Source organism: Streptomyces sp. NPDC044106 (genome assembly GCF_056433985.1).
Genome location: NZ_JBWKFZ010000010.1, coordinates 328,922 through 347,868 on the forward strand (window position 1 = coordinate 328,922; position 18,947 = coordinate 347,868).

Annotated in this window: 14 protein-coding genes, 1 pseudogene and 1 riboswitch; of the genes and pseudogenes, 7 read left to right on the forward strand and 8 right to left on the reverse strand. The window is 73.6% G+C overall.

The window, feature by feature from the left end; all coding sequences use genetic code 11:
• The first annotated feature begins 12 nt into the window (after positions 1 to 12).
• Positions 13 to 1,251: an alpha/beta hydrolase gene (locus tag AC07DI_RS20555; RefSeq protein WP_478905514.1), complete on the forward strand. Its 1,239-nt coding sequence runs from the start codon at positions 13 to 15 to the stop codon at positions 1,249 to 1,251.
• Positions 1,252 to 1,393: 142 nt separating this feature from the next.
• Here AC07DI_RS20555 and AC07DI_RS20560 read toward each other — a convergent pair whose 3' ends face one another.
• From AC07DI_RS20560 to AC07DI_RS20590, 7 genes are all read right to left on the reverse strand, one after another.
• Positions 1,394 to 1,837: an aggregation-promoting factor C-terminal-like domain-containing protein gene (locus AC07DI_RS20560; protein WP_384256809.1), complete on the reverse strand. Its 444-nt coding sequence runs from the start codon at positions 1,835 to 1,837 to the stop codon at positions 1,394 to 1,396.
• 348 nt (positions 1,838 to 2,185) lie between these two features.
• Positions 2,186 to 3,043, reverse strand: a complete 858-nt coding sequence (locus AC07DI_RS20565; protein ID WP_478905515.1) for an ECF transporter S component — start codon at positions 3,041 to 3,043, stop codon at positions 2,186 to 2,188.
• On the reverse strand, positions 3,040 to 4,821 hold the full coding sequence (locus AC07DI_RS20570; RefSeq protein WP_478905516.1) for an ABC transporter ATP-binding protein: 1,782 nt from the start codon (positions 4,819 to 4,821) through the stop codon (positions 3,040 to 3,042). Before AC07DI_RS20570 ends, AC07DI_RS20565 begins: the two co-directional genes overlap by 4 nt.
• Positions 4,818 to 6,113: an energy-coupling factor transporter transmembrane component T gene (locus tag AC07DI_RS20575; RefSeq protein WP_478905517.1), complete on the reverse strand. Its 1,296-nt coding sequence runs from the start codon at positions 6,111 to 6,113 to the stop codon at positions 4,818 to 4,820. Before AC07DI_RS20575 ends, AC07DI_RS20570 begins: the two co-directional genes overlap by 4 nt.
• Before the next feature lie 24 nt (positions 6,114 to 6,137).
• The gene (locus AC07DI_RS20580) at positions 6,138 to 6,794 is read right to left on the reverse strand and encodes an SCO2322 family protein (protein ID WP_478905518.1); all 657 of its coding nucleotides are present in this window, start codon (positions 6,792 to 6,794) and stop codon (positions 6,138 to 6,140) included.
• Positions 6,791 to 8,023: a prenyltransferase/squalene oxidase repeat-containing protein gene (locus AC07DI_RS20585; RefSeq protein ID WP_478905519.1), complete on the reverse strand. Its 1,233-nt coding sequence runs from the start codon at positions 8,021 to 8,023 to the stop codon at positions 6,791 to 6,793. Before AC07DI_RS20585 ends, AC07DI_RS20580 begins: the two co-directional genes overlap by 4 nt.
• Before the next feature lie 124 nt (positions 8,024 to 8,147).
• Positions 8,148 to 8,277, reverse strand: a riboswitch (cobalamin riboswitch).
• 22 nt (positions 8,278 to 8,299) lie between these two features.
• Positions 8,300 to 9,370, reverse strand: a complete 1,071-nt coding sequence (locus AC07DI_RS20590) for an MBL fold metallo-hydrolase (protein ID WP_478905520.1) — start codon at positions 9,368 to 9,370, stop codon at positions 8,300 to 8,302.
• Between the two features lie 256 nt (positions 9,371 to 9,626).
• Here AC07DI_RS20590 and AC07DI_RS20595 point away from each other — a divergent pair, with 256 nt between their 5' ends.
• From AC07DI_RS20595 to AC07DI_RS20620, 6 genes are all read left to right on the forward strand, one after another.
• Positions 9,627 to 11,093 (forward strand): aldehyde dehydrogenase, encoded by a 1,467-nt coding sequence (locus tag AC07DI_RS20595; RefSeq protein WP_384256793.1) that lies wholly within the window; start codon positions 9,627 to 9,629, stop codon positions 11,091 to 11,093.
• Positions 11,093 to 11,326 carry a ferredoxin gene (locus AC07DI_RS20600; RefSeq protein WP_384256791.1) on the forward strand — a complete coding sequence of 78 codons (234 nt, stop codon included), beginning with the start codon at positions 11,093 to 11,095 and terminating at the stop codon, positions 11,324 to 11,326. Before AC07DI_RS20595 ends, AC07DI_RS20600 begins: the two co-directional genes overlap by 1 nt.
• Positions 11,327 to 11,543: 217 nt before the next feature.
• Complete coding sequence (gene lanKC / locus AC07DI_RS20605) at positions 11,544 to 14,267, forward strand: class III lanthionine synthetase LanKC (RefSeq protein ID WP_478905522.1); 2,724 nt, start codon at positions 11,544 to 11,546, stop codon at positions 14,265 to 14,267.
• A gap of 47 nt (positions 14,268 to 14,314) precedes the next feature.
• Positions 14,315 to 14,440 (forward strand): SapB/AmfS family lanthipeptide, encoded by a 126-nt coding sequence (locus AC07DI_RS20610; RefSeq protein ID WP_384256787.1) that lies wholly within the window; start codon positions 14,315 to 14,317, stop codon positions 14,438 to 14,440.
• A 164-nt stretch (positions 14,441 to 14,604) separates the two neighbouring features.
• Complete coding sequence (locus tag AC07DI_RS20615; RefSeq protein WP_478905523.1) at positions 14,605 to 16,332, forward strand: ABC transporter ATP-binding protein; 1,728 nt, start codon at positions 14,605 to 14,607, stop codon at positions 16,330 to 16,332.
• Positions 16,329 to 18,326: an ATP-binding cassette domain-containing protein gene (locus AC07DI_RS20620; RefSeq protein WP_478905525.1), complete on the forward strand. Its 1,998-nt coding sequence runs from the start codon at positions 16,329 to 16,331 to the stop codon at positions 18,324 to 18,326. The genes AC07DI_RS20615 and AC07DI_RS20620 overlap by 4 nt, the downstream gene beginning before the upstream one ends.
• On the opposite strand, the pseudogene AC07DI_RS20625 reads toward AC07DI_RS20620, so the two are convergent.
• A pseudogene (locus tag AC07DI_RS20625) lies at positions 18,252 to 18,734 on the reverse strand (LuxR C-terminal-related transcriptional regulator); the annotation flags it as partial. The gene AC07DI_RS20620 and the pseudogene AC07DI_RS20625 overlap by 75 nt on opposite strands.
• Positions 18,735 to 18,947 lie beyond the last annotated feature (213 nt).

Consider the following 18,947-nt stretch of genomic DNA (forward strand, 5'->3'; position numbering starts at 1 on the left):
AGCGTCTTGCTTATGACCAACTCGACTCGCTCGCAAGCCCGTTCCGTACGTCGGGGCGCCGCCGCCCTCGCCGCCCTGATGCTCGCTGGACTCGTCGCCGCGCCCGCCGTGCAGGCGAGTGGCGACGCGGCCGGTACGCGGCATACCGGCCGGGGTGATCTCCTCAAGGTCGAGCCGGTGGCCGACCTGAGCCGTGCTGACGTCGTCCGTTTCCTGGAAGGGGAGAAGGTCGACGCGGGGATGGTGCGGTACGGAGTGGCGGCGTACCGCCTCACCTATCGCACGGTCGACGTGCAGGGCCGGCCCACCACGGCCACCGGGCTCTTCGCGCTGCCCAAGAGCTCCGCGGGCCGGGCCCTCGGCCTCGTCTCCGATGCTCACGGGACCATGGTCCACCGCGACTACGCGCCTTCCGTGGCCGACGACCTGGGGCCCGCCAGCCCGTACGTGCAGGCCGCCGCGGGCAAGGCCGTCGCCGCGCCGGACTACCTCGGGCTCGGCAAGGGGCCGGGGCTCCACCCGTACATGGACACACGCTCGGCCGTGACCGCGTCCGAGGACATGCTGCGGGCCTCGCGCACCGCGGCGGGGCGGAAGGGGAGGACGCTCTCCGGCGATCTGTACATCACCGGCTTCTCGCAGGGCGGGCAGGTGGCGATGGCGCTGGCCAAGGAGCTGAAGGGCAAGCACTCCGGATTCAGGACGCGTGCCGTCGCCCCGGTCAGCGGCCCCTACGACCTCTCCGGCGAGGAGATGCCCGCCCTCTACGACGGCCGGGTCAACGGCACGAGCGGCGTCTTCTACCTCTCGTACTTCCTGGTGGCCCAGAACCGTCTGCACCCGGTCTACAAGAACCCCGCCGAGGCGTTCCGTGCCCCCTACGCTCCCCTGGTCGAGAAGCTCTTCGACGGCCGCCACCATGAGGAGGACGTCATCGGGGTGCTGCCCGGCTCCGTGCGGGAACTGCTCACGCCCGCCTTCTACGAGCGCCTGAAGCACCCGACGGGCGGCCTGGAGGAGGTGCTGAAGGCGAACGACGGCTCCTGCGACTGGAAGCCGGACGCCCCCGTGCGGCTCTACGCCTCGCACGGCGACACCGACGTGCCCATCGGGAACGCCCGCAGCTGCGCCGCGGACCTCGCCGCGCACGGCGTGCGGGCCCCCGTCATGGACCAGGGCGGCGTGCCGCACATGGAGTCGGTCGCGAAGGCGGCGCCGAAGATCGCGCGGTGGTTCGCACAGGTGCGGTGAGTAGTGAGTGGAGAGCGGTGCGCGTCGCCTGTGGGTGTGCGTACTGCGCGTGGACGTACTGCCGTGGACGTGGGAGAGGCGGCAACCCTGCCCAGGGTTGCCGCCTCTCCCACGTGCTGCGGTGCCGTCAGGGCGCCGCGGCTCAGTACCAGCCGTTGGCCTGCCAGTGGTTCCAGGCGCCGACCGGGCTGCCGTAGCGCTCGTTCATGTACTTCAGACCCCACTCGATCTGGGTCTCGGGGTTGGTCTTCCAATCGGCGCCCGCCGAGGCCATCTTCGAGCCGGGCAGGGCCTGGACCAGGCCGTAGGCGCCGGACGAGGAGTTGGTCGCGCTCGGGTTCCAGCCGCTCTCGTGCGTGACGATCTTGTCGAACGCGGCGAACTGCGCGGGGTCCGCGATCTTCTTCTTGGCGATCGCCTTGGCGGACGCGGGAGCGGCGGCCGGGGCGGCGGCCTTCGTGGTGGTCGGGGTGGCTGCCTGAGCCGGGGCCGCGGCGAAGACCATGCCGGAAGCGGCGGCGGCGACGAGGCCGCCGGTGATGGCCTTCTTGGGGGAAGCGATGCGGCGGATGAGCGAGGCGGACACAGAGGACCTTCCGGTGGGGGACGGGAGGTCGCAGCGCACGTCGTGCCACACGGAGGTGTGGGGGGGGGGCATGCGGCGGCGCCGAGATCCCGTGGGGTCGTCGGCGCCGTGCGACTCATCCACGGAAACAGCTGCTCCCCGGCCGACGCAATGCCCGTATTTACTAGTGGAAGTCGCATCCGCGCCAAACGTCCGTCCTGTGACGTGCCTCTCATTGCGCAGGTCAGGCCGCCTTTTGATGAGAGCGCGTCAATGTGCGGAGCTACGCCCTCACTTCGTAGAGGACGAAAGACCTGTGGGCCGGCTCACGCCGACGGGACCCCCGAGGTGACGGAGCGCGACAGGCCGCTACGGCTTCGGGGCCTCGAATGTGACGGGCGCCTCGAAAGCCGCCCTGCGCGTCGCCCGGCGCAGCGCCTTCAGGACGGCGGGGCCGAGCGCCAGGCTCAGCAGCACCGTGACGACGGCCCGCGGCAGGTCCCAGCCGAGCGAGGTGGCCAGGCAGTACGCGACGAAGCGGCCGAGGTTGTCGGGGAGCGGGTCGCCCGGCACGAAGGAGACTCCGGTGGCCAGGCCGCCGAGGTAGGGCCAGCCCTGGAGGTTCATCACCGTGCCGTACAGCACGGAGGCCACCGCCCCGTACGCCGCGAGCAGCCACAGTTCGCGCCGCCCGCGCAGGGTGTCGGGCCCCGGCAGCAGCCCCGCGCCCATGCAGACCCAGCCCATCGACAGCATCTGGAACGGCATCCACGGCCCGACACCGCCCGTCAGGAGCGCCGACGCGAACATCGACACCGCCCCGAGCACGAACCCGAAACCCGGCCCGAGCACCCGTCCGCTCAGCACCATCAGGAAGAACATCGGCTCGATGCCCGCCGTCCCCGCGCCGAGCGGGCGCAGCGCGGCACCGGCCGCGGCGAGGACCCCCAGCATCGCGATCGCCTTCGCGTCGAGGCCGACGTCTGCGATGGTCGCCACCACCACGGCGAGCAGCAGCGGGAGCAGCGCCGCGAACAGCCAGGGCGCGTCCTGCGCGTGGATGCTGAGCCCGGACCCGCCGCCCGCGAGCAGCGGCCACCCGAAGGCGACCACGCCGACGGCGCTGACCAGTGCGAGCGCGGCGATCGAACGGCGGCCGAGACGGATCGGCCGGGCCTGGACCTGCGCCCCGGGAGCCCGGCCCCGGACCTTCGGCGCGGCCCTCACGACGGTCCCTCCCCGTCCGCGTCGAGGGCGTGGCGCACCTGGGCCACCGTCAGCCACTCCTGCGGTGCCAGGATCTTCGTGACCTGGGGCGCGAAGGACGGCGACGACACGACGATCTGCTCGGTCGGGCCGTCCGCGACGACCTCGCCGTCCGCGAGGATCACCACACGGTGGGCGATCTCGGCGGCCAGTTCCACGTCGTGGGTGGCGAGGACGAGCGCGTGTCCCTCGGCGGCGAGCCCCCGCAGGACCGTGACCAGGCGGGACTTGGCCGCGTAGTCGAGGCCGCGGGTCGGCTCGTCGAGGAGGAGCAGGGGCGGCCGGGCGGTCAGGACGACGGCCAGGGCGAGCGTGAGCCGCTGGCCCTCGGAGAGGTCCCTCGGGTGGGTGTCGTCCGTGATGCCGGGCAGCAACTCGCCGACCAGGGCGCGGCAGGTCCCGGCCGCCGCGTCCGCGTCCCGGTCGGCGGCAGCGCACTCGGCGGCCACGGTGTCCGCGTACAGCAGGTCGCGCGGTTCCTGCGGGACCAGGCCGACGTGCCGGATCAGCTGTCGCGGGGGCGTGCGGTGGGGGACCACGCCGCCGACGCGGACCGTGCCGGAAGTGGGTTCGAGCAGGCCGACGAGGGTGGACAGGAGGGTGGACTTGCCGGCGCCGTTACGGCCCATCAGGGCGACGGTCTCGCCGGGCACGACGGTGAGGCCGACGCGGCGCAGCGCCTCGACGCGGCCACGGCGCACGGCGAGCCGGTCGACGGACGCGGCGGCGGTGGCGGTGGTGGTGGCGGTGGTGGTCGCGGTGGCCTCTTCGGGCGGGCGTTTCTGCGCGCCTTCCTTCGTACGTCCCTGTGTGCGTCCCTGCGCACGTTCCTTCGTACGTTCCTTGCGCAGCCGGGGCCGGCGGCCGGGCGTGCGCCCCGGGGCCGGTCGGCCCTCCTGCCTCTCTCCGGGCGGCGGCCCGGCCTCGGCGAGCCGTTCGCGCAGCGCGCCCGCCCGGCGCCGCGCGCCCCGCACGGTCAGCGGCAGCGGCGACCAGCCTGCGAGGCGGCCGAGCGCGACCACCGGGGGGAAGACGGGGGAGCGGGCCATCAGCGAGGCCGGGTCGCCGAGCACGGGCGGCTCGCCCCGCGCGGCGAGCAGCAGCACCTGGTCCGCGTACTGCACGACCCGCTCCAGGCGATGCTCGGCCATCAGGACCGTGGTGCCCAGGTCGTGGACGAGCCGCTGCAGCACGGCGAGGACCTCTTCGGCGGCGGCCGGGTCGAGCGCGGAGGTCGGCTCGTCGAGGACGAGGACCCGGGGGTGCGGGGTGAGGACGGAGCCGATGGCGACGCGCTGCTGCTGGCCGCCGGAGAGGGTGGCGATGGGACGGTCGCGCAGGTCGGCGAGGCCGAGGAGGTCAAGGGTCTCCTCGACCCGCCTGCGCATCACGTCGGGGGCGAGCCCGAGGGACTCCATGCCGTACGCCAGTTCGTCCTCGACCGTGTCCGTCACGAAGTGCGAGAGGGGGTCCTGGCCGACCGTGCCGACGACGTCGGCGAGTTCGCGCGGCTTGTGCGTGCGGGTGTCGCGGCCCGCCACGCTCACCCGGCCGCGCAGGGTGCCGCCGGTGAAGTGCGGCACGAGCCCGCTCACCGTGCCGAGCAGTGTCGACTTGCCGACTCCGCTCGGCCCGACGAGCAGCACGAGCTCGCCCTCGGGCACGGTGAGGTCGACCCCGCGGACGGTGGGCGCGCTCGCCCCGTCGTAGGTCACCGAGACGTCCTCGAAGCGGATCATGAGGGCTCCTCGGGGGTGGGGGGTCGGGCGTCGGTGTGGAGGGCGGGCGGTGTTCGCCAGGCCGCGGGCGAGGGGTTCGCGGTCGGCGCGTGCTCCGGCGGGGCGTGCTCCCGCGGGCCGACGGGGCCCGCTCTCGCCGCCCCGGCCTCCGTCCCGGTCGGCGCCGACATCGACACCGGCACCGGCGCCACCACCGCCGGCACCAGTCCGACCAGTACCGCCGCCGCGGGCCACAGCGGCAGGGTCGGTGCGACGAGCGGGACGACTCCGGGGTGCAGGGCCGCCGGGTCGTGCGACGTGGCCCAGAGCATCACGGCCGCGACCGCCACCCCGGACCCGGCGACCAGCCAGGCGCGCGCGCCCCACGGATCGGGGCGGTAGCGGGTGCGCACCGAGCGGCGGCCACCGAGGCGCAGGCCCGCGAGCGCGGCGAGCAGTCCGGCAAACAGGACGGTCAGGCCGTAGGCGGTGCCCTCCGCGGTGAGCAGTCCGTACGTTCCCACGCAGACGCCCATCAGGCCGCCGAGCGTCAGCGCGGCCGTGACCCTGCGCACCCCGGCGGGGACCGGGACCGTGCGCCCGAAGCCCCGCGCGTCCATCGCCGCGGCCAGCGCGACCGACCGTTCGAGGGCGCCCTCCAGGACCGGAAGCCCGACCTGGAGCAGCCCGCGCATTCCGCGGTCGGGGCGCCCGCGGAGCCGTCGGGCGGCCCGGAGCCGCTGCACGTCGGTGACGAGGTTCGGCGCGAAGGTCATCGCCACGACGACGGCGACCCCCACCTCGTACAGCGCGCCCGGCAGTGACTTGAGCAGCCGCGCGGGGCTGGCCAGCGCGTTGGCGGCGCCGACACAGATCAGCAGACCGGCCAGGCGGATGCCGTCGTAGAGCGCGAAGGCCAGGCCCTCGGCCGTGACCCGGCCGCCGACGCGCACGCCCTTGGCCCAGTCGGGCAGCGGCACCTCCGGCAGCGTGACGACGGTGTGCGTGCCGGGGATCGGCGAGCCGAGCACGACCGCGAAGAGCAGCCGGATCGCGATGACGACGAGCCCCAGCTTCACGAACGCGCCGTACGACTTCGCCCACGGCGCCGACGTCCGGCGCGCCGCCACCACATAGCCCGCGACGCCGATCAGCAGCCCGATCAGGAGCGGATTGGTGGTGCGGGACGCGGCGGTGCCGAGGCCGATGGCCCACACCCACCAGGCGCCCGGGTGCAGGGCGTTGCTCCGGTGCGCCTCGGGGGCGAGGCGGCGCCGCAGGGGGCCGGGCGCGCCGCTGCCGTGGTCCGTCATCGTGCTGTCCGTCGTCCGGCCGCGTCAGCCGCGGCGGCGGCGGGCCTGCCAGACCGCGGCACCGCCGAGCAGCGCGACGGCGGCGGCCCCGGTGATCAGGCCGAGGGAGGGACCGCCGTCGTCCCCGTCCCCGCCCGGGGCCGCGGTCGTTTCCTGCCGGTCGTTGCCGTCTGCGGCGACCTGCTCGCCGCAGCCCGACTTCGGGTAGCCGTCGATGGCGCAGAGCAGTGCCTTGCTGTCGTAGCGCAGCGGTTCGGCGACCGAGGCGAGGGCCTCCGCGCTGGTGGCGTCGTCGGCGACGCTGGCGCAGGCGGTACGCGGCTTCGGCGGGCGCTCACCGCCGGGCGCGTCGCCCGCCGTGCCGAAGTCGACGACCAGCGCGACCCGCTTGTGCCCGTCCTCGGCCGGGGTGTCCGCGCAGATGTCCTCGAAGTCCGCGGCGCCGCGCGGCTTCGCCGCTTCCTTGGAGTCCTCGGAGACCGCGAAGCGGAAGCCCTGTACGTCACCGTCGTCGGGGCGCGCGGTGCCCGGGCCCTGGCTCGCGTACGTCCACTGCCCGCCGTCCCGCTCCCAGAACGACCAGTAGCGGTAGCCGGCGGCCTGGGCGGGCGCGGCCACGAGGACGCCGACGACGGCGGCGAGGAGCACCCCGAGCAGCAGCCGCCCACGGCCTGCCGTCACGGCTGCTTCTTCTTGCGGTTGCCGCTGTACAGGAAGCCGATGCCGATGCCGGCGACCATGCCGACGCCGACGATCCACCAGACGCTGACACCGCCGTCGTCGTCCTTCTTCTCGTCCTTGTCCGACGCCGAGGCGTGGTCGGAGGCGGACTGCGGGGGCGGGCCCTGGGCGTTCAGCTGCTTGACGAGGTCGGCGCCGCCGAAGTCGCGTGGGTCCAGGCCCGCGGCGTTCGCGGCGAAGATCAGCTTCGCGTAGGCGGCGGGGCCCGACTGCTTCGCCCACTTCGCGGAGTTCTCCGTGAGCCACACCGCGGACTTCTTGGCCTGCTCCTGCTGTCCGGCGGCGGCGAGGGCGACCACGGCGTCGGCGGTGCCGCCGACGTCCGGCATGTCGCCGACGCCCGGCATCGACGACATCAGGTGGTCCTCGTTCTTGCCGAGGGTGTCGAGGAGGTAGCCGGTGCCGTTGCTCGCGGCCTGCGCCGTCGTGTCCGGCTTCGCGCACTTGGGGGCACCGGACGCGGCCTTCTTCGCGGGCGCCACGACGAGGCCACGGCCGAGGCTGCCGAGCACACCGGCCGCGGTGGCGCCGGCGTTCGGCGAGAGCTTGCCGGACTTGGCGTCGGCGAGGCCGAAGGCGCCGCCGTCCTTGCCGCAGTCCATGGCGAGCTTCGGCAGCGCGTCGTAGGGGGACTTCCCGCCCTGGGACTTGGCGGACGCGGGGTTCTCACCGGCGGCGACGAGCGCGCCGACGACGATCCCCGTGGAGTTCGCGTCGGAGGGGAAGCCGGGGTTGTAGCCCCAGCCGCCGTCCTTGTTCTGCACCGACTTCAGCCACTGGACGCTCTTCTTCACCGCCTTGTCCTGGCCGCCGAGCGCGGTGAGGGCCTGCACGGCGGCGGCGGTGGAGTTGCTGTCGACCGTGGTCTTGGAGTTGCACGGCGTGCTCGCGTCCGCGCGGTACGCCGCGAAGCCGCCGCTCGCGCACTGCTGCCCGGTCAGCCAGTCGACGGCCTTCGCGGCCGGCTCGATGTCCTGGGTGTGCTGGGCGAGCAGGGCGTACGACTGGCGGAAGACGCCGTCGAACTTGGGGTCCTGCTTGCCGTAGAGGCCCGAGGGGAGCGCGGTCGAGGGCGACGGGGAGCTGCTCTCCGCGAAGGCGGCCGGTGCCGCGGCCGAGCCGAACACGGCGACGGCGGCCAGGACCGCCGCACTGCGACGAACGTTCATGATGGGGCGGATGCCTCTCCCTGCGGGGAGCGGGGCGGCACGGTCCGTGCGGGCAGCACGGCTTCCGGCGGCTCCGGCTCCGTATACCTCGACGGTGCCGCTCACCGGAGGGTCCGGTGAAGCGAGCCGGTCACGTTCCGCGCCGGGCATTCCGGCTCACCGACGCTGCGGTCGGATTACGGCTGCGGGTCAGCGCCGGATTCGCACCGGACTTTCCCCTGCTCGGACGTGAGGACGACGCACTCACTCTACCGGCCGGTCCGCGGGCCCCTCGGGTCACACCGCCACGAACGCGAGCGGATCGCTCCCTGCCACCGCCTCCGCGCGCCCCAGCTTCACCAGGCGGCGTACGTGGGCCTCCGCTTCGGAGACCGCGATGTTGCGCGAGCCGTAGGGGATCTCGGCCCAGGGCCTGTTCCACTCCATGCGGGTGGCGATCTGCCAGGGGGTGAGGGGCTCGGCGAGCAGGGTGAGCAGGCTCGTCAGGCGCTCCTCGTGGTGCGCGAGGAGTTCGCGTACGCGGCCGGGGGCGTCGGTGAAGGCGTGCTGGTGGGCGGGGAGGACCTCGGCGGGGGCGAGGCGGCCGACCCGCTCCAGGGAGTCGAGGTAGTCGCCGAGGGGGTCGGTCACCGTGTCGTCGTCGGGGTCCTCGTACAGGCCGATGTGCGGGGTGATGCCGGGCAGCAGATGGTCCCCGGAGAAGAGCCGGCCGTGGCCGCGCAGGCCCGTCGGGTGGTCCTCCTCCAGGTGCAGGCAGACGTGGCCCGGCGTGTGGCCTGGGGTCCAGATCGCGCGCACCCGGCGGCCCGGCAGGGCGAGCAGCTCGCCCGGGGTGATGCCGAGGTCGGGCAGGGCGGGGGCGAGGCCGGGCAGTGCGCGGGGGCGGCCCTCGTCGCGGGCCCGCACCAGGGGGGCGACGTGGCCGGCCGGGGCGCCCGCGGCGGTGAGCTTCGCGGCCATGTAGGCGTACCAGCGCTCGGGCGGGTTGGCACGGGTGCGGCGCACCACGGAGGCGTCCGCCTCGTGCATCGCGATCCACGCGCCCGACGCCTCGCGGACCGCTTTGGACAGGCCGTGGTGGTCGGGGTGGTGGTGGGTGATGACGACGCCGTGCACGTCCTGGACCGCGGTGCCGCAGGCGACGAGCCCGGCGGCGAGGGTCTCCCAGGACGCCGGGTCGTCCCAGCCGGTGTCGACGAGGACGGGGCCCGCGTCGGTGTCCAGGAGGTGGACGAGGGTGAAGCCGAGGGGGTTGTCGGGGATCGGGACCTTGATGCTCCAGACGCCGCCGCCGTGCTCGATCACCGGTGGGCCGCTCGCCCGCGTGCCGCCGCTCACCCGCGTCATGGGCGCCTCGTCTCTGTCGCTGATGCCCGCCACTATAACTAGAACTAGTTCCAATAGTCGCCCAAGTTCACCTCCTCGCCGCCGGGTTGATGCTCCCGCGAGCCTCCCGGAGTCTTCCGGAGCCTCCTGGGCTTCTGGCGCTTCTGGCGCTTTCGGACGTGGACTCCTCCAACTAGAACTGGTATCAGTTCTGAAACATCAGTTCTGAAACGGTGTCAGGAAACGCCCCGCAGGGACCCGCAGGAGGCAGTCAGCCATGACCGAGCTCGTGGAACACGGACAGCTGTTCATCGGCGGGGAGTTGGTGGACCCGCTCGGCAAGGGCGTCATCGACGTCGTCTCCCCGCACACCGAAGAGGTCTTCGCCCGCGTGCCGCACGCGGCCCCCGCCGACGTGGACCGCGCCGTCGCCGGTGCCCGCAAGGCCTTCGAGCACGGCCCGTGGCCGCGGATGACGCCGGACGAGCGCATCGAGGTCATATCGAGGATCAAGGACGGCTTCGCGATACGCCACGAGGAGATCGCCCGCGTCATCAGCTCCGAGAACGGCACGCCCTACACGTCAAGCGTGATGGTGCAGGCCCTCTCCGCGATGATGGCGTGGGACGCGGCGATCACCGTCGCCCGCGACTTCCCCTACGAGGAGGAGCGGGACGGCGTCCTCGGCAAGCTGCTCGTGCGGCGCGAACCGGTCGGCGTCGTCGCGGCCGTCGTGCCGTGGAACGTCCCGCAGTTCACCGCCGCCGCCAAACTCGCCCCCGCCCTGCTCGCCGGCTGCCCGGTCGTCCTCAAGACCTCGCCGGAAGCGCCCCTCGACTCCTACATCCTCGCGGAGATCGCCGCCGAGGCGGGGCTGCCGGAAGGCGTGCTCTCGATCATCTGCGCCGACCGCGAGGTGAGCGAGTACCTCGTCGGGCACCCGGACGTCGACAAGGTCTCCTTCACCGGGTCCGTCGCCGCGGGCAAGCGCGTCATGGAGGTCGCCGCCCGCAACCTGACCCGCGTGACACTGGAGCTCGGCGGCAAGTCGGCCGCCGTCGTCCTCCCCGACGCCGACGCGGCGACCGCGGTCGCGGGCATCGCGCCGTTCGCCTGGATGATCAACGGCCAGGCGTGCGTGGCCCAGACCCGCATCCTCGTGCCGCGCACCCGCTACGACGAGTTCGCCGAGGCCTTCGCCGCCGCCGCCTGTGCGCTCAAGGTCGGCGACCCCCTCGACCCCGCCACCGAACTCGGCCCGCTCGTCGCCCGGCGGCAGCAGCAGCGCTCCCTCGACTACATCCGCATCGGTCAGGAGGAGGGCGCGAAGATCCTCGCGGGCGGCGGCCGTCCGGCCGGTATGGACCGGGGCTGGTACGTCGAGCCGACGCTCTTCGGTGACGTCGACAACTCGATGCGGATCGCCCGCGAGGAGATCTTCGGCCCCGTCATCTGCCTGCTGCCGTACGGCGAGGAGAGCGAGGCGGTGAAGATCGCCAACGACTCCGACTACGGGCTCAGCGGCAGTGTCTGGACCGGCGACGTCGAGCGGGGCATCGGCATCGCGCGGCAGGTGCGCACCGGAACGTACTCCGTGAACACCTTCAGCCTCGACATGCTCGGCCCCTTCGGCGGCTACAAGAACTCCGGCCTCGGGCGCGAGTTCGGACCCGAGGGGTACGGCGAGTTCTTCGAGCACAAGATGATCCACCTCCCGGCCGGCTACGAGGGGGCGGGTGCCTGATGGGGGACCGCTGGCACGTCGAGGTCGACCGGTCGGTCTGCATCGGCTCGGGCATGTGCGTACTCACCGCCCCCGGCGGCTTCGAGCTGGACACCGCACGCCAGTCGCACCCCACCGCCGCCGAGACCGACGCCAACGAGAAGGTCCTTGAGGCCGCGGAGGGCTGCCCGGTGGAGGCGATCACGATCGCGCTGGCCGACGGCGGGGAGATCGTGTTCCCGCCGGAGGAGTAGCACCGCGGCGTCGACGGGGTCACGCCCGCGCCAAGTTCACCTCGGTGGCGGCGCGGGCGTCGCCATATGTCCGGACCGTAGCTAGTCTGGACCGTCGAACATGAGCGAACGTGACTTTACGCATGCGTTCCGCACGGCCGATCGATGACACTCGTGACTGTTCCGCCCCTCGGAGCCCTGGAAATCTCAGTGCCACACCGAGCGGAGAGGGGACGCCATGGACAAGCGGTACGAGGTCTACTGTCTGGCCGACAGGCACTTCTACGAGACCCCGGACCGACTGACGTCCACGGCCACCAAGGGCTCCACCGAGTTCCCCGCGGCCCGCCGCCCCGTTCCCGAGGGCTGGCGCTCGGGCCGCGCGGGCGACTGGCTCTCCTTCGTCCCGCTGGACGAGGGCGGAGACCCGCTCCCCGCCCCCCAGCAGGGCTGGAAGATCCACGTCTCCGCCACCCTGGAGAACGCGGACCACGTCATATCGGCCGTGTGGGACCACTGCGTGCCCCGCCGGATCCCCTTCAAGTTCGTGCCGGGCAAACACCTGCTGCACCTGCGCAACAGCAAGTACGCGGGCCGCGACCACAGCGGCAAGGCCGTCACCGTCTACCCGGCCGACGAAGCCCAACTGCACGACATCCTGAACCGGTTGGGCGACCGGCTCGACGGGACCGAAGGCCCGTACATCCTCACGGACCTGCGCTGGCGCGAGGGGCCGCTGTACGTCAGGTACGGCGCGTTCACCCGCCGCATGTGCGACAACGGCAGGGGCACGCTGGTGCCCGCCATCGAGGACGGCGAGGGGCGGCTGGTCCCCGACCCGCGCGACCCCGCCTTCAAGGTCCCCGCGTGGGTGACGCTGCCCGCCTTCCTCGAACCGGCGCTCAAGGCCCGCAACACCTCCACCGTCGCCGACCTGCCGTACCGCATCGAGAAGGCCCTGCACTTCTCCAACGGCGGCGGAGTCTACGCGGGCACCGACACCCGCGACGGCAGCAAGGTCGTCCTCAAGGAGGGCCGCCCGCACGCCGGCCTCGCCGCCGACGGCGCCGACGCCGTGGCCCGCCTCGAACGCGAGAAGGACGCCCTGGAGAAGCTCTCCGGACTCGGCGTCGCCCCCGAGGTGCGCGACTGGTTCCTCCTCGACGGCCACCGCTTCCTCGTCATGGACTTCCTCGAAGGGTCCACCCTCAACTCGTTCTTCGCCCACCGGCACCCGCTGTGCGTCAGCGAACCGGACCCCGCCGACATATCCGCGTACACGGCCTGGGCGCTGCGCATGTACCACGCCGTCGAGGAAGCCGTCACCGCCGTGCACGGACGCGGCGTCGTCTTCAACGACCTGCACCTCTTCAACATCATGGTCGCGCCCGACGAACAGTCCGTCTTCCTCCTCGACTTCGAGGCGGCGGGCACCGTGGGCGACGCGGGGCGCCAGATCGTCGCCCACCCCGGCTTCGTCGCACCACCGGACCGCACCGGCACCGACGTCGACCGCTACGCCCTCGCCTGCCTGCGGCTCGCACTCTTCCTGCCCATCACCTCGCTGCTCTCCATCGACCGCGGCAAGGCGGCCCACTTCGCCGAGGTGATAGCGGCCGAATTCCCCGACATACCGGAGGAGTTCCTCGCCGAGGCCGTCGCCGAGATCCAGCGCGACGGGCAGCACGCCGCCGACGGCAACGAGCCGGCGCCGGTCCGCGCCGCGGGAGACCTCAAGGCCCCGGAGGGGGGCGCCCTGGAGGGGGGCCGGACCGGCGCCACCCGCCACGCGGCACGAGCCGCCGCACCACTGGTCGACCCGGCCGACTGGCCGTACAGCCGGGACTCGATGGTCAAGGCCGTCCTCGCCTCCGCGACGCCGGACCGCGACGACCGGCTCTTCCCCGGCGACATCGCGCAGTTCACCGAGGGCGGCGGGCTCAACGTCGCGCACGGTGCGGCCGGTGTGCTGCTCGCCCTCGCCGAGAGCGGCGCCGAACGCTACGAGGAGGGCGAGCGCTGGCTCCTGAAGCACACCGCGCCCACCCCGGCGGGCACCCCGCTCGGATACCACGACGGCCTCGCCGGCATCGCCCACGTACTCGACCGCCTCGGCCACCGCACCCGCGCCCTCGACCTCATGGAACTCGTACTGCGGGAGAACTGGCAGCGGCTCCCCTCCGACCTGTACGGCGGCCTCGCCGGACTCGGCCTCGCCCTCGACGCCCTCGCGCACAGCACCGGCGAGAGTGCCCTGGCCCGCCACGCGGAGCGGGCGGCGGAGGTCCTCGCCGAGCGCCTCACCGCGGAGTCCGCGGAGCAGGCCCCGAAGACCGGGCGGCGCCGGGCCGGACTGCTGCGCGGCGCGAGCGGACCCGCACTGCTCTTCCTGCGCCTGTACGAGCGCGGCGGCGACCGAGCCCTCCTCGACCTGGCGGCCCGCGCCCTGCGCACGGACCTCGCCCAGTGCGTGACCCAGCCGCGGGACGGCGGTCTCGCCGTCAACGAGGGCTGGCGCACCATGCCCTACCTCGGTGAGGGCAGCGTCGGCATCGGCATGGTCCTCGACGACTACCTCGCGCACCGCGCCGACCCCGACTTCGAGACGGCACGGCCCGCCATCCTCGCCTCCGCGCGCTCCCGCTTCTGCGTACAGCCGGGCCTCTTCCAGGGCCGGGCCGGACTGCTGCTGCACGTCAGCCGCAGCACGACGCCGGGCATCACGCCCAAGGACGTCACCGCGCAGATCGAGGAACTCGGCTGGTTCGCCATGTCGTACGCGGGCCAGCTCGCCTTTCCCGGCGACCAGATGCTGCGCCTGTCCATGGACCTCCACACCGGTACGGCCGGCTGCCTTCTGGCACTCGCCGGCGCGCTCGGCGACGGCGGCGGGGCACAGCTGCCCTTCCTGCCGCCGCTGCGGCGCCCACAGACGCGGTTCCGCGACTCCGCGGGATCGTGACAACACCCAACAGGGATGGCAACACCCCCAAGAGAGAGGGAATTCTCATGGCGCTTCTCGACCTGCAGAGCATGGAGTCCGACGAGCTGACCGGTGGCGGCGGTGGCGGTGGCGGAAGCCAGGCCAGCCTGCTGCTCTGCTGGAGCACCGCAAGTGTTCTGCTCTGTCTCTGATGTCTGACCGCATCTGAGTGGTAAGGCACTGAGGGCCTGGCCGGCACCCGCGAGGGGGTCGTCCGGGCCCTCAGTGCCACCACCGCCGGGCAGGCGTGACTTTGCGGACCCGGCCCAGGGCCGCGAGGCCCGGGCCCCGACGAGGCGACGGAGACCCGCACCGCATGGCGACGACGACCCCCCGCCCACGACAACCGGACGCCGACACGCGCCTGTTGGCCTCGGCGACCCGCTACAGCACGGCCCGCTGCGCGATCCTCGCCCTGTGCGCCGTCGCGGGCTCGGCCGCGACCCTGGGCCTGCCGTTCGCGATCGGCCACGCCCTCGACGCGGTCCTGACCGGCCACCTGAGCGGCCGTGACGACCCCGACGCCACCCGCTGGGTCCTCCTGTGCGCGGCCCTGGTCGGCGCGAGCGCCCTCCTCGACGCCGTCGAAGGCGCCCTCACCGGCACCACCAACGCCCGCACCACCGCCTGGCTGCGCGGGCGCGTCGTACGCCACGTGCTCGCCGTCGGACCCCGCACCACCGCGCGCTTCGCCCCCGGCGATCTGGTGGCCCGCCTCATCGACAACGCGGCGCACGCGGGCGTCGCGCCCGCCACCCTTGCCGCCGTCCTCGCCGCCCTGGTCACCCCCGTCGGCGCGGTGATCGCCCTCGCCCTCGTCGACGGCCTGCTCGCCGTCGTCTTCGTCGTCGGAGCACCCGTCCTCTTCCTGCTGCTCCGGGCGTTCGTACGGGTCTCCTCCGACTGCGTGGCCCGCTACCAGCAGGTCCAGGGGGACATCGCGGGACGGCTCGGCGAGGCCATCGGCGGGGCGCGGACCATCGCGGCGGCGCACACCGAGGACAAGGAGGCGGCGCGCGTCCTGCGGCCGCTGCCCGACCTCAGCCGCCACGGCCACCGGATGTGGCGGGTCCAGGGCCGCTCCCAGGCGCAGGCCGTCGCCGTCGCCCCGCTCCTGCAGATCGCGGTCGCCGCGGTGGCGGGCCACCTGGTGCTCCACCACCGCATCAGCGTCGGCGACCTCCTCGCCGCCTCCCGGTACGCGGTGCTCGCCACCGGCGTCGGCATGCTCGTCGGACAGCTCGGCGCCCTGGTCCGCGCGAGGGCCGCCGCCCGCCGCCTGAGCGAGGTCCTCGCCGAGCCCGGGACCGCCTACGGGCAGGAGCGACTGCCCGCCGGGGGAGGCCTCCTCGAACTGCGCGGCGTCAGGGCGACACGCGGCGGGCGCGCCGTGCTCGACGGCGTCGACCTGACCGTGCCCGCGGGCGGCACGGTCGCCGTCGTGGGCCGCTCCGGCGCGGGCAAATCACTGCTCGCCGCCCTCGCGGGGCGCCTCGCCGACCCCGACGAGGGAGTCGTACGCCTCGACGGCGTCCCGCTGCACTCACTCGGCCGCGAGGAGCTGCGCCGCGAGATCGGGTACGCCTTCGAGCGGCCCGCGCTGCTCGGCGAGACCCTGCGGGACACGATCGGCTTCGGCGCCCCGCGCCCGGCACCCGACCGCATCCGCGACGCCGCCCGCGCCGCCCGCGCCGACACCTTCGTCACCCGGCTCCCCGACGGCTACGACACCCGCTGCGCCGACGCGCCCCTCTCCGGCGGCGAGGCCCAACGCCTCGGCCTGGCACGGGCGTTCGCGCGCGGCGGGCGGCTCCTGATCCTCGACGACGCGATGTCGAGCCTGGACACGGTGACCGAGCACCACATCGCCGAGGCCCTGCTCCGCCACACCCCGCACCGCAGCCGCCTGATCATCGCCCACCGCGCGGCGACGGCGGCCCGCGCGGACGCGGTGGCCTGGCTGCACGAGGGCCGGATCCGGGCGGTGGGCACCCATGCGGAACTGTGGGAACGCCCGGAGTACCGGGAGGTGTTCGGCGCGTGAGGCAGACCTCCGGGCGAGGCCCGTACCGTCCCTCCGGGCGGGGCCCGTACCGTCGCGGTCTCCGGTTCCTGTGGCGCAGGTGGCCGGTGGTGCTGCGGCTCGCCGTCTGGTCCGTCCTCGAAACCGGCCAGACCTTCCTCACCGGGTACGCCCTCGCGCACGCCCTGGACGACGGCTTCCTCGACGGGCACGAGGCGGTCGGCCTCGGCTGGCTGGGCGCCGCCGCGCTCGGCGTGGTGATCGCCGCGTACGGCACCGGGCAGGTCTACCGGGCGGTCGCCGACCTGGTGGAGCCCCTGCGGGACACACTGGTGCGGCAGGTCGTCGGCCGTGGCCTGCGGGAGGCGGACGGCGCCGCCGTGTCCCGGCTCACCCAGCAGGTGGAGATCGCCAGGGACACCTTCGCGGGCCTGGTGATGGTCTCCCGCTCGTTCGTCTTCACGGCGGCAGGCGCGTTGGTCGGCCTCTTCTCGCTCGACCCACTCCTCCTCGTGGTGGTGCTGCCGCCGCTCCTCGCCGGGATCGCCCTGTTCGTGGCGACGCTGCGCCCGCTGGCCCGGCGGCAGGAGGAGTTCCTGGTCGCGGACGAGCAGCTCGCGGGCCAACTGGGCGTCGTCTGCCCGGGGCTGCGGGACGTCGCGGCGGCCGGCGCCGAACAGGACATGGCCGAGGACCTGGACCGGGGCGTCGCCCGCGAGTACGCGACGGCCGGCGCGCTGGCCCGCTGGGGCATCCTGCGCACGGCGTCCCTCGCCGTCGGCGGCCAGCTCCCGCTCGTCCTGCTCCTCGCCGCGGCCCCCTGGCTCCTGGACCGCGGAGTGACGCCGGGCGCCCTGGTCGGCGCCCTCGCCTACGTCACCCAGGCGCTGCTCCCCGCCCTGCACAACCTGGTCAACGGCCTGGGCGCGAGCGGCTCCCGCCTGGCGATCGTGCTGCGCCGCCTGACGTGGGACGCGCCGGAAGCGACCGGGGGGCCGGGGGAGGAGACCGGGAGCGGCACCGGGCTCTCCCCTGCCGAACCCGCCTCCGCTCCTGCCCCCGTACCCGCTCCTGCCCCCGTACCCGCACCTGCCCCCGTACCCGCACCTGCTCCCGCCCCCGCCCCCACGCCCACCCCCGCCCTCCACCTCTCCTCCCTCACCTTCGCCTACGGCCCGCACGCCGAACCCGTCCTGCGCGATCTGGGGCTCACCCTCGCCCCGGGCGAGCACCTCGCCGTCGTCGGACCCAGCGGTATCGGGAAGTCGACACTGGCCGGAATTGTCGCCGGGCTCCTCGTGCCGGACGCGGGAGACGTCCGTGTCGACGGGCGCCCGGTGCGCGGCGCGGGCGCCGTGGCGCGGAGTGTGCTCATCCCTCAAGAGGCGTATGTCTTCACCGGCACGCTCCGCGACAACCTGTGCTACCTGCGGGCGGACCAGGTCCCTGAGGCGGAGATGCTCACCGCCGTGGAAGCCGTCGGCCTGGCCCCGCTCGCCGAGCGGCTCGGGGGCCTCGACGCCGAACTCGTACCCGCTGAACTATCGGCAGGTGAGCGGCAGTTGATAGCGCTGACCCGCGCCTACCTGTCGGCCGCCCCGCTGGCGGTCCTCGACGAGGCGACCTGTCATCTCGACCCGGTCGCGGAGTCGCGCGCCGAGCGGGCCTTCGCGGCCCGCCCGGGCGGCACTCTGGTGGTGATAGCCCACCGCATCAGCTCGGCCCGCCGTGCCGACCGCGTCCTGGTGATGGACGGAGCGCACGCCCTGTGCGGGCGGCACGACGAGCTGATGGAGCGTTCGCCTCTCTACCGGGACCTCAATGGCGCCGGCGACTGGAGGGGGCGGAGCGCCACCTCACACCCACCCCTCGCCCTGCGAGATCCGTATGGCGTCGATCCTGTTCCGCGCCCCGGTCTTGCGGGTGATCGCGGCCATGTAGTTGCGCACCGTTCCGTTGGACAGATGGAGGCTGCTGGCGATCTCGGCGACCGACGCGCCCCCGGCGGCGAGTGACAGAACGCTCAACTCCCTACGGGTGAGCGGCATCTGAGCCGCCTTGAGAAAGCCGAAACCCAGTGATTCGTCGACGAACCGCTGGCCGGCCGCCACCTGTCTGATCCCGGCGAGCAGCCGTTCCGGCGGGCTCGCCTTGTTCACATAGCCCAGTGCGTCCGCCTCCGCCGCCCGCCGCAACTGGCCGGGGCGGTTGGCGGTGGCGAGCACCAGTACTCGGCACCCCCTCCCCAGTGCCGAGGGCCCGGTCAGTTCGCCGAGCGGGATGATCGCGCAGGCCGCCTCGTCGTCGAGGTCGACCACGCACAAGTCCGGCCTCACACTGCGTTGACGGCCGCGCGCTTGTGACCACGGCGCGTGGAACACCTCCAGATCCGGCTCACGGGCGAGTTGTTCCGCCAGAGCCATTCGCAGTAGACAGGCGTCGTGCACGAGAAGGACCCGGATCACGCTCTGCCCCTCCAGCTCCCCGCTCCGGTTGCTTCGTTCAAGCACGCAGGATCATTCATAGCGGTGAGTACCCCCTTCGTGACGCAGAGAACTGGCCAAGGGGGAGTTAGGGGGCGCATTTGCCATACGACTGTGCGCCCCCTGTGCGGCAGACGGCGGGACGATGCGATG

Excerpts from the sequence above, each read along its gene's own strand:
- AC07DI_RS20555 (WP_478905514.1), top strand. The coding sequence starts at position 13 with ATGACCAACTCGACTCGCTCGCAAGCCCGTTCCGTACGTCGGGGCGCC.
- AC07DI_RS20570 (WP_478905516.1), bottom strand. The coding sequence starts at position 4,821 with ATGATCCGCTTCGAGGACGTCTCGGTGACCTACGACGGGGCGAGCGCG.
- AC07DI_RS20575 (WP_478905517.1), bottom strand. The coding sequence starts at position 6,113 with ATGACGGACCACGGCAGCGGCGCGCCCGGCCCCCTGCGGCGCCGCCTC.
- AC07DI_RS20585 (WP_478905519.1), bottom strand. The coding sequence starts at position 8,023 with ATGAACGTTCGTCGCAGTGCGGCGGTCCTGGCCGCCGTCGCCGTGTTC.
- AC07DI_RS20590 (WP_478905520.1), bottom strand. The coding sequence starts at position 9,370 with ATGACGCGGGTGAGCGGCGGCACGCGGGCGAGCGGCCCACCGGTGATC.
- AC07DI_RS20595 (WP_384256793.1), top strand. The coding sequence starts at position 9,627 with ATGACCGAGCTCGTGGAACACGGACAGCTGTTCATCGGCGGGGAGTTG.
- AC07DI_RS20600 (WP_384256791.1), top strand. The coding sequence starts at position 11,093 with ATGGGGGACCGCTGGCACGTCGAGGTCGACCGGTCGGTCTGCATCGGC.
- lanKC (WP_478905522.1), top strand. The coding sequence starts at position 11,544 with ATGGACAAGCGGTACGAGGTCTACTGTCTGGCCGACAGGCACTTCTAC.
- AC07DI_RS20610 (WP_384256787.1), top strand. The coding sequence starts at position 14,315 with ATGGCGCTTCTCGACCTGCAGAGCATGGAGTCCGACGAGCTGACCGGT.
- AC07DI_RS20615 (WP_478905523.1), top strand. The coding sequence starts at position 14,605 with ATGGCGACGACGACCCCCCGCCCACGACAACCGGACGCCGACACGCGC.